General features: G+C 66.8%; 12 protein-coding genes and 2 pseudogenes. 10 read left to right on the top strand and 4 right to left on the bottom strand.

The window, feature by feature from the left end; translation table 11 throughout:
* Positions 1-189 precede the first annotated feature (189 nt).
* Positions 190-1,953 carry a winged helix-turn-helix domain-containing tetratricopeptide repeat protein gene (locus ACSQ89_RS21265; protein WP_436290833.1) on the bottom strand — a complete coding sequence of 588 codons (1,764 nt, stop codon included), beginning with the start codon at positions 1,951-1,953 and terminating at the stop codon, positions 190-192.
* Positions 1,954-2,079: 126 nt separating this feature from the next.
* On the opposite strand from ACSQ89_RS21265, the gene ACSQ89_RS21260 reads away from it, so the two are divergent.
* Positions 2,080-2,406: a hypothetical protein gene (locus ACSQ89_RS21260; RefSeq protein ID WP_436290834.1), complete on the top strand. Its 327-nt coding sequence runs from the start codon at positions 2,080-2,082 to the stop codon at positions 2,404-2,406.
* Positions 2,407-2,797: 391 nt separating this feature from the next.
* Positions 2,798-3,403, top strand: coding sequence for a hypothetical protein (locus tag ACSQ89_RS21255; RefSeq protein ID WP_436290835.1), 606 nt, complete (start codon positions 2,798-2,800; stop codon positions 3,401-3,403).
* A 353-nt stretch (positions 3,404-3,756) separates the two neighbouring features.
* Here ACSQ89_RS21255 and ACSQ89_RS21250 read toward each other — a convergent pair.
* Positions 3,757-4,422, bottom strand: a pseudogene (locus ACSQ89_RS21250) (adenylate/guanylate cyclase domain-containing protein).
* A gap of 735 nt (positions 4,423-5,157) precedes the next feature.
* Here ACSQ89_RS21250 and ACSQ89_RS21245 point away from each other — a divergent pair.
* Positions 5,158-6,711, top strand: a complete 1,554-nt coding sequence (locus tag ACSQ89_RS21245; RefSeq protein WP_436290836.1) for a phospholipase D-like domain-containing protein — start codon at positions 5,158-5,160, stop codon at positions 6,709-6,711.
* 36 nt (positions 6,712-6,747) lie between these two features.
* Here ACSQ89_RS21245 and ACSQ89_RS21240 read toward each other — a convergent pair whose 3' ends face one another.
* Positions 6,748-8,232 (bottom strand): cyclic nucleotide-binding domain-containing protein, encoded by a 1,485-nt coding sequence (locus tag ACSQ89_RS21240; protein WP_436290837.1) that lies wholly within the window; start codon positions 8,230-8,232, stop codon positions 6,748-6,750.
* Positions 8,233-8,306: 74 nt separating this feature from the next.
* Between ACSQ89_RS21240 and ACSQ89_RS21235 the strand changes: the two genes are divergently transcribed.
* From ACSQ89_RS21235 to ACSQ89_RS21225, 3 genes and pseudogenes are all read left to right on the top strand, one after another.
* Positions 8,307-8,558: a hypothetical protein gene (locus tag ACSQ89_RS21235; RefSeq protein ID WP_170855476.1), complete on the top strand. Its 252-nt coding sequence runs from the start codon at positions 8,307-8,309 to the stop codon at positions 8,556-8,558.
* A complete protein-coding gene (locus ACSQ89_RS21230) occupies positions 8,555-10,261 on the top strand; it encodes a patatin-like phospholipase family protein (protein WP_436290838.1) in 1,707 nt (568 codons plus the stop codon). Before ACSQ89_RS21235 ends, ACSQ89_RS21230 begins: the two co-directional genes overlap by 4 nt.
* Positions 10,262-10,573: 312 nt before the next feature.
* Positions 10,574-11,131: pseudogene (locus ACSQ89_RS21225) on the top strand (transposase); the annotation flags it as partial.
* A gap of 52 nt (positions 11,132-11,183) precedes the next feature.
* Here the strand turns inward: ACSQ89_RS21225 and ACSQ89_RS21220 are convergent.
* Positions 11,184-11,948, bottom strand: coding sequence for a helix-turn-helix transcriptional regulator (locus tag ACSQ89_RS21220; RefSeq protein WP_436296355.1), 765 nt, complete (start codon positions 11,946-11,948; stop codon positions 11,184-11,186).
* A 99-nt stretch (positions 11,949-12,047) separates the two neighbouring features.
* Here ACSQ89_RS21220 and ACSQ89_RS21215 point away from each other — a divergent pair, with 99 nt between their 5' ends.
* The 4 genes from ACSQ89_RS21215 to ACSQ89_RS21200 all read left to right on the top strand — a co-directional run bounded on the left by ACSQ89_RS21215 (position 12,048) and on the right by ACSQ89_RS21200 (position 15,568).
* A complete protein-coding gene (locus ACSQ89_RS21215) occupies positions 12,048-12,698 on the top strand; it encodes a polysaccharide deacetylase family protein (protein ID WP_436296354.1) in 651 nt (216 codons plus the stop codon).
* 17 nt (positions 12,699-12,715) lie between these two features.
* Positions 12,716-13,702 (top strand): Bug family tripartite tricarboxylate transporter substrate binding protein, encoded by a 987-nt coding sequence (locus ACSQ89_RS21210; protein ID WP_436290841.1) that lies wholly within the window; start codon positions 12,716-12,718, stop codon positions 13,700-13,702.
* Between the two features lie 227 nt (positions 13,703-13,929).
* Entirely contained in the window at positions 13,930-14,910 is a 981-nt protein-coding gene (locus ACSQ89_RS21205; protein WP_436290842.1) for an MBL fold metallo-hydrolase, read from the top strand.
* 70 nt (positions 14,911-14,980) lie between these two features.
* The gene (locus tag ACSQ89_RS21200; RefSeq protein WP_436290843.1) at positions 14,981-15,568 is read left to right on the top strand and encodes a VOC family protein; all 588 of its coding nucleotides are present in this window, start codon (positions 14,981-14,983) and stop codon (positions 15,566-15,568) included.
* Positions 15,569-15,587 lie beyond the last annotated feature (19 nt).

The raw sequence follows: 15,587 nt of genomic DNA, 5'->3' as shown, positions 1-15,587 counted from the left end.
CAACGTGAGGAATCGGCATCCTCAAAGTTGATGACAGCTCTCGCGCCAGCTGGCTGAAGACACGAACTGCTCTTGTCGACCCATCAGCGACTTCCGTAGTCTTGAGCTCGTCGCCACAAGTCCGCCGCTCGCTCAGCCGCTCTGACCCATGCGCAGCCACCCGAAGAAGGCCCGCAGCGCGGAATCAACCTATTCGGGCAGCCCAGCCTTCTCCAGCCCCGCGTAGTAACGCTCGCGCTGGGCGCGGCAGAGGTCGTTCGCGCACAGCCGCTCGTCGCGGAACGACGAAATCGTGTAGGAGGGCAGCCGCCGTCTGAACTCCGCCAGCGCCGCGCGCGCGGTTTCCGTCTCGCCCAAGTTCGCTGCCGCCGCGGCGACCCACGAATGAGCCACCGCGTGCTGCGGCCGCTCGAGCACCGAGCGCCGCGCCCATTCGAGCGCCTCGCGGTCGCGGCCCAGGTACAGATGCGCCGCCGCGGTGACGACGAAGATGCCGTTGAGATTCGGATCGCGCGGGCTGAGCCGCCGCGCCTGCTCGAGGGCGGCGATCGCTTCATCCTGCCGGCCGAGCGTGCAACGGGCATAACCGAGCCAGAACCAGGCGCTTGCATCGTTGCGATTGAGCCCGATCTGGCGCCCGAGCAACTCCACCGCCTGCTCGGAGCGGCCGGCCAGCGCGAGCGTCGTACCGCGCACGCCGACGACGCGTGCATCGGCGGGATCCAGTTGGAAGGCCTGCGCCGAGAGTCTGTCGGCCTGTTGAAGCCACTGCTCGCGCGTCGCGCCGCGCAGGCTCAGCCAGCGCTGTGACACGTCGTAGTTATAGGTCTGTGCTAGCAGCGCGAAGGCGAGCCCCGACCCCGGGTCGCGCGCGCTCACCTGCTCGAGCAGCCGGCGCGCCTGCTGCAGGGAGTCCGGCGTAGTCCGGTTGAACTGCAGCAGCCACCGCGCCTGCAGCAACAGCTCCTGCGAGTCGGCACCGGGCCGCGCTCGAGCACGTGCGGTTTCCACCTCCTGCAGCGTCAGGTCCAGCGACCTCGCCACCGTCCCGGTGACTCGGCGGTACAGCGCAGGAAGGTCGGGTAGCTCGCCATCGATACGGTCTGCCCACAGGGCGCGCCCGCTCTCGCCGTCGACGAGCTGCAGGGTCAGTCGCACCGTGTCGCCCAGGCGCACCAGGCCGCCGTCGAGTACATAGCGCACGCCGAGCTCGCGGCCCACGCGACGCGCGTCGACGCTGCGGCCGCGGTAGCTGTCCGCGGTCGCCCGTGCGATCACGAAGCTCTCGGGGATGCGCGACAGGTCGACCGTGATCTCGTCGGTGAGCACGGCGGCCAGCCGGTCCTGCGCCGGGTCGCCGCCATCACTTGCAAGGGGTAGCACGACGATCGACAGAGGTGGTGCGGGTGGCACCACCGGTGCGCTACGCTGCTGCCACCACCAAGCCAACGCTGCCACAGCGACGATGGCAGCCGCGAGGCCGCTCCAGAGCGCGACGGCAGCAGCGCCTCGCCTCACCGGCGCGGCGGCCTCACCCGCGACCGTGCCAATCGCCGCCCGAGCCGACGAGGACGGCACTGCCGCTTCGCCAGCGGGTGTGGCCGGCCCCGCATCGGCGGCGCGTGAGGCCGGCACAGGCTCGACCGGAGCCGCGAAGAGATACCCGCGCCGTGGCAGCGTCTTAATAATGTGCTGCCCGTGCTCGCCGAGAACCTGCCGGATGTCGGAGACACAGCGCGTCAGCGACTCCTCGCCGACAACGACATCGGGCCAGACGGCGGCCAGGATCTCGTCCTTGCCCACCGGCCGGCCTGCGGCCTCGGCCAGGTAGACCAGCACGTCGAAGCTGCGCGGGCGAAGGTTGAGCCTCCGACCGGCCCGGCGCAGCGTGCGGCAGCCGACGTCGAGATCGAACTCTTCGAAGCGCAACCGGTTGGCGGCTCGAACCTGCATCTGGTCTCCCCGGCCTGTAGGGAGGAATTTTCAGCCTTTTTCACCACGCGCGCCGGTTCCTTCATGACGGCGCGCGAGCTGTGGAGCGCAATGGCAGCGGCACCCTCACCCGCCATCGGAGGCCCCATGACCCACCATCGTACTCTGTCCATCGCAGCCACCATCGCCGCCTCGCTTCTTCTCGCGACCCTTGCTTCGAACCCGCGCGCGCAGCCGCCCAACGGCACCCACGCGGCCGTCGACCGCGAAGTGCGCAGCCTGAAGGCGGCCTACCTGCGCTGCGACCGGGCCGCGACCGAGCGCCTGCTCGACATGGGCGAAGCGGCGAACTGCTCGGTCATCTACGAAGAGCTGCTCAGGGTCGGCTTCGGCGGCGACTTCAAGCGTCTGCTCGCCTGGTGGCACGCCGAACGCGTCGCCGAGGCGCGCGGCGAACGCATCGCCACGCCTTGAAGCAGCAGGGCCGGCCGCGCCCGCACTGCGCCGTCACCGCTTCGGCAGAGCCGACCCCGAGTTCAAGACCGATAGTGCGGCCTGAGAACGCACCAGGCGTCCTAGCCCCGTCCGGAGCTTGGTGTGTAGTGGTCGCCATAACAAAGTTGCGAACCAACTATCAAAGTTTCGAAGTTGCGCAGCCATGCTGCGAACAAAGTTGCGAATCTAAGCCCGCCGCGATTGCGTTGCGTTGCGGGGCAAAGAATCGGTCGGCTCTTGCAGTCGCCGGTGATCGTCGGCTTGCCCGCCGCATTGCCGCTTAGACGCGCGGCGAGCGGCAAGCCCGCGCGCGAACCACTTTAGGTGCATAAAAGCGATGGCTATAGGAAGTCCACAACAAGGACCTACTATGCGCACCGCATCCCTCGCAATCGAAGCGTTCCATCGCGCAGCTCTTCTGAACCCCATCGAAGCCAGCGACCTGCTTTTTCGTTCTTCTAAACCGTTGTTCCAGGGCCATGTGCTGCTCCTGACAACCAAACCCGAGATGGCCGATGAGCTTGAGGCGAGGAGGGCCCGGTTCAGCCTTGAGGTCGACGCCGACGACTCGGCTCGCGCCACATTGCTGCTACTCAGCCTGCGCTGCAATGGCGGGAGCGTGAACGTGGTGATTCCCCTGGCGGACGAGAAGACCTTTTCATGGCTGCGTGGGTGCGTTGAGCGTGGCTCAGTTGCGGTCGCCTTTGGCGATGGGTTGACGGTCGTGGCTGTCGAATTGTCGCTCGTCAGACACCGAGCGAAACTGCGGCGTGTATTGGCAAATGCGGCAACCCGCAGCGACCGTACTCACGCCGCCGCGGCTTTGGTGAACTCGCCGTGGTTGCATAACGCAGATACCATGGAAGAAGAGTCGTCTCACAGGTGGCATTGGTTTGTTGAGGGCTTAGAAGCCCACGTCAGCGCGGCGCAGACGGCGGCCATTGCAACCTGGCGTGCGTTTGGGCGCTCAAGGTGACGCATTCGCCTCTATGAAGGTCCGGATAAGACTGGGTGCAGCCGGTCAGATTCGGGGACCGAGTGACTGCGACTACCGGAACCTGTCGTTCAAGGTCCAGTGCTGTGCCGTCGGACCTGCCGGTATGTCGGCGATCAAGCTGGTGACAACAGCGTCCTCCGACGCTGCTGAGAGACCAACGACAGCTTCGGCTGGCTGCCGACTGGTGCTGTCGACCCGTAGCAGAAGTACGCATCGCGAAGACCCGCGTCGCAACGCTGACCGTCGACGCCGGCCCGATGCCGATCGAGCTGACGCCGATGTGCGGTCCCGCCGCTGCCAGGGTGATGGTCGTGAAGACTTCATTCGCCGTGTCACCTCATCGCGAACGCCGCCACCTCCGCGCTGCGCCCCTTGACGCGCACCGCTGGAAGCGCTTCGAGTCCGACAGTCGACGATAGCCTGGCACGCGTCGCTCCACTGACCAGCATGTGAGTGCCGAAATCCTCGTTCAGCGCCTGGATGCGCGACGCGAGGTTCACCGCGTCACCGACCAGTGCGTAGGACATGCCTTCAGTGCTGCCGACGTTGCCGGCAATCACGGTGCCGGTGTGGATGCCTATGCCGTGGCGCAACTCGGTCTTGCATGCCGAGCGCCGCACGCTGATCTAGGCGTCGAGGCGCTGCCCCATCTCGCGTGCCGCGGCCACGGCGGCATCGGCATGGCGTACGTCTTCGATGGGCGCTCCGAACACGGCCTCGATCTCATCGCCAATGAACTGCAGCACCAAGCCGCCGTGCGCGCCAATCGCGGCGTCCATCTCACTGAAATAAGCGTTCAGATCGGCCACCACCTCGGCCGGCGGGCTGGCCTCGACCCAGGGCGTGAAGTCGCGCAGGTCGGCGAAGAGGATCGTCACGTCGCGCTGCACGCCGGCTCCGCTCACCCGGCCGGCGAGGATCTCGTCGCGCACTTCGGGGCTGACGTACCTGCCAAATGTCTCGCGGATCGCCTCGCGTTCGCGCAGGCCCCGGACCATGGCGTTGAAACCTTCGGCAACGGCGCCGATCTCGTCGTTTGAGACCACCCCGCAGCGCGCGTCCAGCCCACCGCGCTTGCACTTGCGCCATGGCTGCCTGCACCTCGCTCAGCAGTCGTGCCACGCTTGCCGCGACCAGCAGGGCCAAGGCGACCGAAACCACGACCCCGCCAAGTGCGAGCACGATGATCACAAGATTGAGGTTGTGGATGATCGCCGCCGCTGTCGCCGCGTCGGCGGTCCGTAGCGCGTCGGCGCGCGTCAGCGCTGCCATCGACAGCACCGCCAGCGGCAGCAACCCGAGCAGCAGGAATGCCACGAGTATGCGCGTGTGCACACGCATCCGCGGCGCGCGCACAGTGCTCAGTTCGCCTCCTGGAATCAGGCGCGGCAGTTCGTCGCGCATCAGGCGTTCGCTGCCAAAGAAGACGATCGCGGCAACGAACGTGCCGAGCACGGCCAAGCTCGAATGCGGGCACCGCGGGTCAAGGTTGAGGAGAACATGGTTTGGAGGATCCGGCACCGGTTTGGCGCCGCAGCAATTCTGCGGCCGCTGCCAGGCGCAGGATAGGTGCGGCAATCGACGCGCGCGGGTTCGAGATCGCGGGCGGCATGGGGTGCGTGCCGGCTGCTTGGACAAGCAGGACCTTCCGCTGCCCTGTGGATGGCGTCAGAATTGCGGCGAACGCTCGCTTCCAGGCGATGCGGTTCGGAACCTAAGCCATGAGACGCTGGTTGACCGCCCTTTTCGTGCTGCTGCTCGCCGGCTGCACAACGCTGCCGCCGCGCATCGCGCCGCCGACCAGCAGCGCCATCGCCGATGGCGGCGGCACGCCCCTCGGGCGCATTGCTGCGACGAGCCTGGCTGACGCACCCGGCGGCAGCTCGGGCTTCAGGCTGTTGCCCAGCGGCGAAATGGCCTTCGATGCGCGCCTCGCGCTGGCCGAGGCGGCCACACGCTCGATCGACGCGCAGTACTACCACATCCATGCCGATACCGCCGGCGCAGCGTTTCTGGCGGCGCTGCGCGATGCCGCGGTGCGCGGCGTGCGCGTGCGGCTGCTGGTGGACGACTACCACGCTGGCGATCTGTACCCCGCGCTGCGAGGGCTGGCCGCGTTCCCGAACGTCGAAGTGCGCCTCTTCAACCCGCTGCCGGAGCGCTACGGCACGCCGATCCGTCGCTTGCTGCTGTCGCTGCACGAGTTCACGCGCGTCAACCGTCGCATGCACAACAAGCTCTTCGTCGCCGACAACCAGTTCGCCGTCTATGGCGGGCGCAACATCGCCGACGAATATTTCACGCGCCACGGCGAGGCCAACTTCATCGACCTCGACGTCCTCTCCGCAGGCGCCGTCGTGCGCGACCTCTCGGCGAGCTTCGACCGCTACTGGAACAGCGAACAGGTGTGGGCGCTGGAGCAGAGGCTGCACGCTTTGGAACGCGCCTCGAAACCCGCCGAGCGGCGCGCCGACTTCGACCTGCGGCTGAAAGAATTCGCCGGCCCACCGCCGGTCGTGCCACCGCTGGACTACCTGCGCCAGAGCACGGTCCGCGTGCAGCTCGCGCAGGGTCGGCTGCAACTGCTGGCCGGCAGTGCCCGCGTGCACGACGACCCGCCCGACAAGGTGCTCCAACCCGTGGACACGAACAAGGCCAGCCCGGCGATGCGCGCCAAGCTCGATGTGATCGCCGCCGCGCGCGAGGAAGTGGTCGTCGTCAATCCTTACTTCCTGCCCGGCCCGGTCGGCCTGCGCATGATGGGCGAGGCCCAAAAGCGCGGCACGCGTGTGCTGATCGTCACCAACTCGCTCGGCTCCACCGACGAGCCCCTGGTGTACCGCGCCTACTCACGCTACCGCGCCGACATGCTGCGGCTGGGCGTGCAGCTGTACGAGTTCGGTCCCGAACTGGTCCAGCGGTCGAACACCTTCGGGGTCTTCGGCAAATCCACGCCGCGCCTGCACGCCAAGGTGGTGGGCGTGGACCGGCGCTGGATGGTGGTGGGCTCGGTCAACCTCGATCTTCGCTCGGCGGTGCTGAACACCGAGTTGGGCGTCACCATCGACTGCGCGGCGCTCACGCGTCAGGCGCTCGGCCTGCTGCGCGCCGATGCCTTCGCCAGCATGTACCGGCTCCAGCTTGGTGAAGACGGCCAGACGGTCGAATGGCATCTGCGCGACGACAGCGGCAAGACGCAGGTGCGGCACGACGAGCCGCACGCGAGCCTATGGCAAGGCATTTCGCTGTGGCTGCAATCGTTGTTCGTGTCCGAGAACGACTTGTAGCCGGCCCCGGCCAGGGTCCCTTGAATCCGAGGTTCATCAACGCGCGATGCGCACGATGCGCGCCGCGCCAATGGCCGTCACTGCCATCGCCTGCTTCGTATCGAAGAGGGCGGGCGCGCGCACGACGGTCGATGTGCCAACCTGCTCGACCTGCACGGTGCCCAGCAGCACGAGCAAGAGCTCGCCGGCGCTCACCTCGGCGCGCTCGCCGGCGGCCAGCGGCCGGTGCTGCCCCGCGTCGACGACCGCCAGCCGCGCCGCGCGCTCCATCGTCTTCCACGTCGGCAGGCCACGCGCGCAGTCGTCGAAGCGCCGCGCCGCGAAGTTCTTCCAGAGGATCTCGCTCAGTTTCGGGTGCGCTTCGAGGATGGAGAACAACGCCGCGCGCGAAATCTGGATGAGCAGCGTGGCGGTGGCGGTGCGCAGCGTGGCACTGCGCCGTTCGCCGCTGAGCATGGCGATCTCGCCGAACATGTCGCCGCTGGCCAGCTCGTCGATGATGGCGTCTTCGCCTTCGCCTGCGCCCTCGCGATCGGCCAGCACATAGACGGCGCCGCGCGCAATCACGTAGAGCTCGTCGCCGGGGTCGCCGGCACGAAAGACGGTCCTTCCCGCGGGAAGCGCAACGATTTGCGCGCTGCGTGCCAGCGTGGCCAGGCTGGGTGCGTCGAATGAGCCGAACAGTGCGGTCGCCTCGAGGCGCCGGACGACCTCGGCCGGGCGCAGCAACTGGCCGCCGATGGGCAGGCGGTACAGCATCGCCGTCAATCCCTCCCTGCGCCGCGCGTAGCGCTCGGCGAAGAAGGTCGAGATCATGTGCCAGAGGTTGTGCGGGTCGATCCTGACGAGGGTGACGAGTCCGTCGCCTTTGCCGTAGCCGGGGTTGGCCTCGATGAAGAAGCGCGCCGCGGGCTTGTCGCATTGGCGCCAGTAGTAGCGCTCGACCTCGGAGTCGCGCGTGATCCAGTGCACCTGGCGAGTAAGCGGGTTGTCGGAGGTCACGCGCTCGAGGCCGAACGAGTTCGCCAACTCGTCCATGACGTCGACCACGGCCGGCGGCGGCGGATGCCGGGTGCTCGGCCAGATCACGTCGAAGTGCTTGGCAAACAGGCAATAGCTCGAAGGGTGCACCAGCGAGCCGAGGTAGTAGACGCGCCGCCCGGGGTAGCGCAGCAGGTAAGGCACGCCGAGCTTGAGGCCGAAGCGTGTGTTGGTATTGCCACCCCGGTAAGCGCGCAGCATACCGGCCTCGGCACGAAAGATGGCGCTCGCCTTGCCGGCCAGTTCACGCTCGAAGATGTGCAGCGCGAAGTAGCCGACGATCTCGCCTGCGTGGTTGCGGTGCACGTTGATCCAGGTGTGCTCGGCCGGGGACTCGACCACGTACTTCGCGAACGAGTCGCGGCTGACGCCGTCAAACACCTCGCAATGGACCTTGTAGAGCGCATCGATGAACTCTTGCCGCGCGGCGGGGTCGAGCTTGCTCGGGACGACGATGGCGGATTTGGCGATCTTCGGCATGGGTGTCGGGCGCGCTGCGGACCACCCGTCAAACCTCCGGAGATCCGAAGGCCGGCGGGTTGCACGCGTGGCGGATGGGACGAACGATTTTGCCCCACGGCACGCCCGACCCGATCACCGAGGCGCCCTCGCGCCGCGGCATACTGGCGGCCATGCTCGCCGAACCGCCGCCCCTTTGCAGCCGCCGGACGCTTCCGGCCGAGGCGCTCGCAGTCCTCGCCGAAGGTTGCGGGTTCCTGCTGCTCGGCGTGCTCGCCGCGCCGATTGCCCTGCCGATCGAGAACGTCGCGCGCCGGGACGCCCTGGTGCCCGGCCTGGCGCGATGACGCCTGCGCTCGCCCTGCACCCGCTGTTCGCCGGCATTTCGTCCGAGGCGCTCGCCTCCCTTGAACGATACCTGCAAACGCGTCGCTTCGAAGCGGGCGACATCATCCTGCGCGCCGGCGTGCCGTCGGCCGAGCTGTTCGGGCTGATCGACGGCGCTGTGCGCGTCGAGCTGGCCGGGGGTGGCCGGCGGCTACTGCTGTTGCCGCCCCAGTGCTTCGGCGAGCTGTCGGCGCTGACCGGCGATCCGGTCTCGGCCAACGTCGTCGCCCAGCGCGATGTGCGAACCTGGGTCCTCTCGGCCCCCGTTCTCTTAGAGGCGATGGCGCAGGAGGTCGCGTTCTTCCGCAACGTCGCGACCTTGCTGGGGCTGCGCCTTCGCGAGCGGACGCGCCGTGCGCCGGCGGCGCGGCCGCGCGTCGTGCTGGTGCCGACGGAGGAGGAAGGCGACCCGATCCTGCTGGCGGCGCTTGCCCGCGGTTTGCAGCACTACGCGCCCGGCTCCGAGCACGACGAGTCGCGCGACGACGCGGCAAGCGGCGCGCAGCGCATTCGCCGCTGGCGGGACGTTGGGCCGAGCGACGCAGTGCTGCTGCTCGGTACCGGCCAGGCCGGCAGCGCGGCGTTGCTGGCGGAGCTCGATGCCGATGACGCGTTGCTGGTCACCGCAGACGATCTGCGCCGCCTCCCGGATACGCACGCCGCCCCCGTCGTCTGGCGCCCGGGTGCGCCCTCCGGGGCGGCGGCACTGCAGCGCTGGTGCCACGCGGTGCCGCGCGACGAGATCGACGCTGCGGCATCGGGCGGCGAGTGGTCGCGGGCGCGCCAGCCGGCGCTCGATCACCTCGTGCGGCGGCTTTGCGGCCGGGAGGTGGGCGTGGCCATGAGCGTGGGCGCGGCTGCCGGGCTGGCGCACCTGGGGGTGCTCGAGGTCCTGGAGAGCGACGGGCTGCCGATCGACTTCCTTTGCGGCTCGAGCATGGGGGGTGCCGTGGCACTGGCCTTTGCCCGATTCGGCAGCGCGCGCGCGGCGACCGAGAACGTCCTGCGCGTGGTCGCGGACTTCGCGCGCGCCAGGGGCATGCAATGGCTGCCACGCGCCTCGCTCATCTCCGCATCGCGCATGACGACGCTCACCCGCGAGCTGTATGGCGATGCCACGTTTGCGCAGTTGCGGTTGCCGGTCGCGGTCGTCGCGGCCGACCTGACGATGGGCAAGCGTGCCGTGCTCGACAGCGGCGCCGTGGCGCCGGCGGCACGGGCCACGGCGGCGATCCCGGGGGTGTTCGCCGCGGTCCGGCTCGGCGACTCGGTACTCGTCGACGGTGCGGTCGTGTCGCGCCTGCCGGTCGACCTGCTCGCCGCGCGCGGCTGCGGCTTCAGGCTCGCCGCGCTGGTCCGACCCACCTATCCCGAGGCGCCCCCCGATGCTGCGCGCGCCGCCGATCGCTTCGAACAGCGACTGCGTCGCCCGTTCGGCCTGCGCGCCGCGATGGGCGGTGCCTGGCGCTTGCAGGGCTGGTGGGACGCCGCCGCCCAGGCCGATCGCGCCGACCTGTCGCTGACCGTTCCGATCCCGGTCGGCGAAGGCTTCAACTTTGCGGCGGCCGAGGCCATGGTCGACTGTGGCCGGCGCACGGCGCTGGAGCGTCTGCCGCAGATCCGCCTGGCGATGCAGCAGGTGCTGGCGCCAGGGGTGCCTTGACAATACGCAGCCGGGCGTGGGTCACCGGCACCCAGTAGTTGACCTGCGCCATAGACCGGTCAACCTCAACAAAGCTTCCGGGCAAGTTGCCTTGATCGCCGGCAGGCAAGCCGGAGCAAACAGTAGCCAACGGCAGTGAGCGTCCATAGGTCGCCTGTAGCTACCCTACTCGACTACGAAGCCTTGCTGCCCTGGAACATCTCGCTCTCAGACACCTGAGAAACGCCGGCCGCTGGCCCTCAGCTCACACTGTCGGCCGTCCATCACATCTCCTCAACTCACGCAAGGGACGCGGTTAAATGACCGCATACAGATCGCGGGTACTTCAACGGCACGGAGTTGAAGGCCTGCAAGGATGCGGGCATCAAGGCCTACGCGCCCAAGCCGATGACCTCGAACGCCAAGGCCGAGGGGCGCTTCGATAAGGGCGACTTCATCTACATCGCGAAGGCTGACGCGTATCAGTGTCCTGCCGGCGAACGAGCCATCTACAGGTTCAGCACGTTAGAGAGAAATGGACTCAAAGCGCGTCTCTACTGGACCAGCGCCTGCCCCAGGTGTCCCATGAAGGATCAATGCACGCCCAGCGACTACCGGCGCATCCGGCGGTGGGAGTATGAGGAGGTGCTCGAGCGTGTCCAGCAACGCCTGGATCACAAGCCTATGGCCATGACGCTGCGAAGATGTACCGTTGAGCACGTGTTCGGAACCTTCAAGCACTGGATGGGCTGGACGCACTTCTTGACGAAGAAACTGGAGCACGTGAGCACCGAAATGAGCCTGCACGTGCTGGCTTACAACCTGAAGAGGGTCATCGCGATCTTGGGCATAGCCAAGACAATGAAGGCGATGAGATTGATGGGGGCGTGAGCCTCGAAAAGCCCCTCTATTTCAGCTTCGCCAAAGTGCCGGGCATTGCGTCCTAAAGATTCTCGAGCAGTCGACGCAGCAGCTCAGAGCGACTTGTCACGCGCAGGCGGAGGTAGGCGCGCTTGCGATACGTGATGCCGCTCTCAGCGGAAATGTTCAGGTCGCGTGCAATTTCCTTCATCGACATCCCATAGACGATCCGCGCGCACACCTCGCACTCGCGCGCAGTCAGTCGCGCTGGAATGCCGGTGAAACTCGATGCAAGCTCCTCGACCGACGCGAAAAGAGCGCACAGTGACGAGTCGCGCACCAGCACATCGTGGTGTTTGGCCACGCACGAGATCAGGGTGTCGGCGAGAGACCGGATGACCAGGCGCTCGGACTGCGAGAAGAACCCTGCAGACCGGTCTCGAAAGAACGAGACGCCGTAGAGCTTGTCGCTGCGTTCACCGATCAGCATCGCGCGTCCTGCGAGCCCCTGCGTCAGGAACAGCTCGTGGCGGAACTCTGCGTCAGCGACCTCTTCGGCTGCGACGCAGGAGACCTCCGCCCGGTAGCCGCCAAGGCTTTCCTTCAGCTCTTGGAAGATGGCATCGCGCTTCCAGAAGTCCTTGCGATAGCGCGCCGAGTTCACTCCAGCCATCTCTGTGCCACCTTTGCTAGCGAAGCCGAGGACCTTGACATCGTCCTGCTCAAAACGAAACAGCACGCAATGCTCTGCGCCGACGGAAGCATTCATGTGCGCAAGCAGCGTGGGCGCGAACTCCGCGCGGCCAATCTGGTCGAGCGCCAGGGGGAAGGAAGAGCTTTCAGACATGGCAAAGGCAGGGAAAACCCGTCCCTGATCGTGGGGACAGATCAGCCGGGGACAAGTTCGGATCATAGGCATCTCACGAGAAAAAGACATGGAGATGACATGAAACGGCTGACGCTGAGCTTCGACAACGGTCCAACCGACGGCACTGGCGCGGTGCTGGATGCCCTGGCCCAGCGCGCAATCAAGACGAGCTTCTTCCTGGTCGGAAAGCAGCTGCGAGCGCCCGGGGCGAGAGCGCTGGCCGAACGCGCGAAGGCCGAGGGCCATTGGATCGGCAACCACACCTTGAGCCACGACGTGCCGCTGGGCAGGGCAGACGCCCCGCACGGCCATCACTTGCGGGAAATCGAGGAGATGGATGTGCTGCTGGACGGACTCAACGAGGACGTGCCGCTTTTCCGGCCATATGCCGGCAAAGGCATCCTGGGGCCGCACGTCTTCACCGCCGAATCGCTCGACTACCTTCGCCGCACGCGCCACACCGTCGTGCTGTGGAACAGCGTGCCCAGAGATTGGGAGCAGCCGCCGAACGCGTGGGTTGCGCGCGCACTTGCGGACATCGAAGCGCAGTCTTGGACGACCGTTGTGCTGCACGACAAGCCCAATGACGCGATGAAGCACCTGCCGGCTTTCCTGGATACCGTCATGGCACGGCGCATCGAGATCAGACAGGAGTTTCCGCCCGACTGTCTGCCGATGGTTGCGGGCGAGTCGCAGTGGGATGCATCGGCTTTGGTGAGAGCGACGTGAACTACACGGAGACTGGAATGAACAGATTGAACTTCGAGACAAGGCACCTGTCGCGCCGCACGGCGTTGGCCATCGGCGCAGCACTCATGACCTTGCACGGCACGGTGCTTGCGCAGACCGGCAGCGCCGCGACGATCCGGCTGGTCGTGCCGTTCGCTGCAGGCGGTGGCAGCGACGTCGTGGCACGCTTGGTGGCGGACGGCCTGCGAGAGACCCTGAATGAAACGGTGATCGTCGACAACCTGGCGGGTGCCGCCGGCAACATCGGCGCCGACGCAGTGGCGAGGGCGAAACCCGACGGGCGAACCCTACTGTTCACGCCGCAGAGTCCCGTCACGATCGCGCAGTTCGTCGAGCCCAAGCCGCCGTTCGACCCTGAGCGCGCCTTCGTGCCGATCGCAATCGTCGCCAAGACACCGCTGGTGCTGCTGGTCAACGCCTCGGTGCCCGCCAATTCGCTGCAGGAACTGGTCGCCTATTCGAAGGCGAACCCCAAAGCTCTGAGCTACGGCGTGCCCAGCCACGAGTTCGGCTTCACGACCGAGCTCCTGGCCCGCCAAGCAGGGCTGTCGATGCTGGGCGTGCCCTACCGCGGCAGCGGGCAGGCGATGACCGACCTGCTCGGCGGAACGATCCAGGTGCTCCTGTCGTCCGGCGGCGCCGCCTCGGCGCAACTCAAGGACAAGCGCGTGAAGGCATTGGCCGTGGTGGGAACAAGCCGCTCGCCGCAGTTTCCCGACGTGCCCTCCACCAAGGAAATCGGCCTGGGTGACCTGAAGGTCTTCGGCTGGTTCGGAATCTTCGCGCCGGCAGGAACCCCCGAACGCACCCTCGACAGGTTGACCCAGGCGGCGACTGCGCTCGGGAAAGATCCCGCCTACGCGGCCAGGCTGAAGCAGGCCGGGTACGAACCCATGGCGCTGGATCGCGCGCAGACCCAGACGGCGTTGGCAGAGCACCGCAACGCCTGGCGTTCGGTCGCGCCCCGGCTCGGCGAGAAGTGAGCAAGCCGCTGCGGACCCACCGAGAGACGAACATGAACCATTCATCACCATCCCGATGCACTCCTGCGTCCCGCACGGCGCTGGCTCCACGACTCGCATTGTGGGCATTGCTGCTGGCGGCGGCAGGCGCCATGCACGGGTGCGGAGGCAGCGACGCGAACGCGCAGATACCATCCGCGGCGCAGGCGCAATCGGTGCGCAGGGGCGCTCAAGCGACCCCATGGGGCTTGCCCTACTCGAACATGCCCGACATCGTGCCGCCGAATGTGCGAGCGGACGCGTACACCCCGCTCACCGAAGCGCAGAAGGGTCCGGCCATCGACCCGATCAAAGGCTACCGCGTCGACAACCTGGGCGGCGGCGTCTACGCGGTAGGCGATGGCATCTACAACACCATGTTCGTGGTCTCCGATGCCGGCGTGGTCCTCGTCGACGCGCCGCCGACGCTGGGAGCGAAGATCCTCAGCGCAATCCAGGAGGTGGCGAACGGCGCGACCATCGTCGCCCTGGTCTACAGCCACGCCCATCTCGATCACATCGGCTATGCCAGCGAGGTGGTCAAGACCAATCCCGGCATGCAGATCGTGGCGCATGAAGAGACTCGCAAGAAGCTGCTCTTCTCCAGCGCGAACAGGCCGCTGCCCACGCGGACCTTCGACACGCAGGATGTGGACTTCCCGCTGGTGGTGGGCAACCAGTCGCTGCAGCTGCGCTATCCCGGTCCGAACCACGATCTCGGGAACATCGGCATCTACCACCCGGGGCAGAAGGTGCTGATGCTCGTGGACGTGGTCTACCCGGGCTGGATGATGTGGCGCCGCATGGGTCTGGCCACGGACATTCCGGGGTACTTCGCACTCGTCAAGAGCATGAATGCGCGCTGGGACTTCGACAAGCTCATCGCCGGGCACTTCCAGCCCGGAACCAAGGCCGACGTGAGCACGCAGCTCGAGTTCATGACGGACCTGCACAACGCGGTCACCGAAGCGATATCAACGGTCCCGTACGCGAACGACGCCTTGAATGCGGCGGACGTCAAGAACTCCTGGGCCGCGACCAGGGACTGGACCGACCGGCTGACGAACCACTGCGTCAACAAGGTCAGCCCCAAGTGGGCCAATCGGCTCGCCGCCTACGACGTCTGGATTTACGAACAGTGCGAGGCACTGGAACAGAGCATTCGCATCGACGGGCCCAGCCTCAGGTAATCGCAATCGAACGCGGCCTGTTGCCGGACATCCGCTGGCGCAGGCTCCCGGAACTGATCAGGAACGAATCATGTCAACGAACACCACCAAAGCCGCTCCCCGCAATCCACCGCTCGCGAGGTTGCCCGAGCGCATGCACCACCATGCTTTCATCGTGCGCGATCAGGAAGAGAACAGGAAGTTCATCGAGGACTTGCTCGGCATTCCGCTCACCAGCACCTGGTGCGAGGAGGTTTTCAACCGCCAATTGAATGCGCCGCTCAACCTTTGCCATACCTACTACAGCTTCGCGGACGGGAGCGCGCTGTCCTTCTTCCAGTTTGCCAATCCCGGTGCGTACGAACAGTTCCGACCGCCTGTGCTGCCGAACCTGCGCTATGACCACCTGGCGGTCAAGGTGGACCTGGAAACCTACGGGGAGGTCGAGCGCCGCCTGAAGGCGGCGGACTACCCGTTCAACGAAACCCATCACGGCTACTGCATGTCGCTCTACGTCACCTCGCCGGACGATTTCACGATGGAGTTTGCCTACGACGCCGCCAACAGCCCCGAGATCTTCGAGGAACGCGCGCAGGCCGATCCGCATCGCGAGCTGCGCGAATGGCTGGCCGGCAACCGCACGCCCAACAACCACTGGCACCAACAGAAGATTCGCTGAGGCGGCCAGAGGGAGCACC

Source organism: Variovorax sp. LjRoot175 (genome assembly GCF_964253805.1).
Taxonomy (GTDB): Bacteria; Pseudomonadota; Gammaproteobacteria; order Burkholderiales; family Burkholderiaceae_C; genus Variovorax.
This window is presented reverse-complemented; position numbering and strand designations above follow the sequence as displayed.

Coding starts and splice junctions, on each gene's coding strand:
- ACSQ89_RS21255 (WP_436290835.1), top strand. CDS start 2,798: ATGCGCACCGCATCCCTCGCAATCGAAGCGTTCCATCGCGCAGCTCTT.
- ACSQ89_RS21240 (WP_436290837.1), bottom strand. CDS start 8,232: ATGCCGAAGATCGCCAAATCCGCCATCGTCGTCCCGAGCAAGCTCGAC.
- ACSQ89_RS21210 (WP_436290841.1), top strand. CDS start 12,716: ATGAACAGATTGAACTTCGAGACAAGGCACCTGTCGCGCCGCACGGCG.
- ACSQ89_RS21260 (WP_436290834.1), top strand. CDS start 2,080: ATGACCCACCATCGTACTCTGTCCATCGCAGCCACCATCGCCGCCTCG.
- ACSQ89_RS21220 (WP_436296355.1), bottom strand. CDS start 11,948: ATGTCTGAAAGCTCTTCCTTCCCCCTGGCGCTCGACCAGATTGGCCGC.
- ACSQ89_RS21230 (WP_436290838.1), top strand. CDS start 8,555: ATGACGCCTGCGCTCGCCCTGCACCCGCTGTTCGCCGGCATTTCGTCC.
- ACSQ89_RS21215 (WP_436296354.1), top strand. CDS start 12,048: ATGAAACGGCTGACGCTGAGCTTCGACAACGGTCCAACCGACGGCACT.
- ACSQ89_RS21265 (WP_436290833.1), bottom strand. CDS start 1,953: ATGCAGGTTCGAGCCGCCAACCGGTTGCGCTTCGAAGAGTTCGATCTC.
- ACSQ89_RS21235 (WP_170855476.1), top strand. CDS start 8,307: ATGGGACGAACGATTTTGCCCCACGGCACGCCCGACCCGATCACCGAG.
- ACSQ89_RS21200 (WP_436290843.1), top strand. CDS start 14,981: ATGTCAACGAACACCACCAAAGCCGCTCCCCGCAATCCACCGCTCGCG.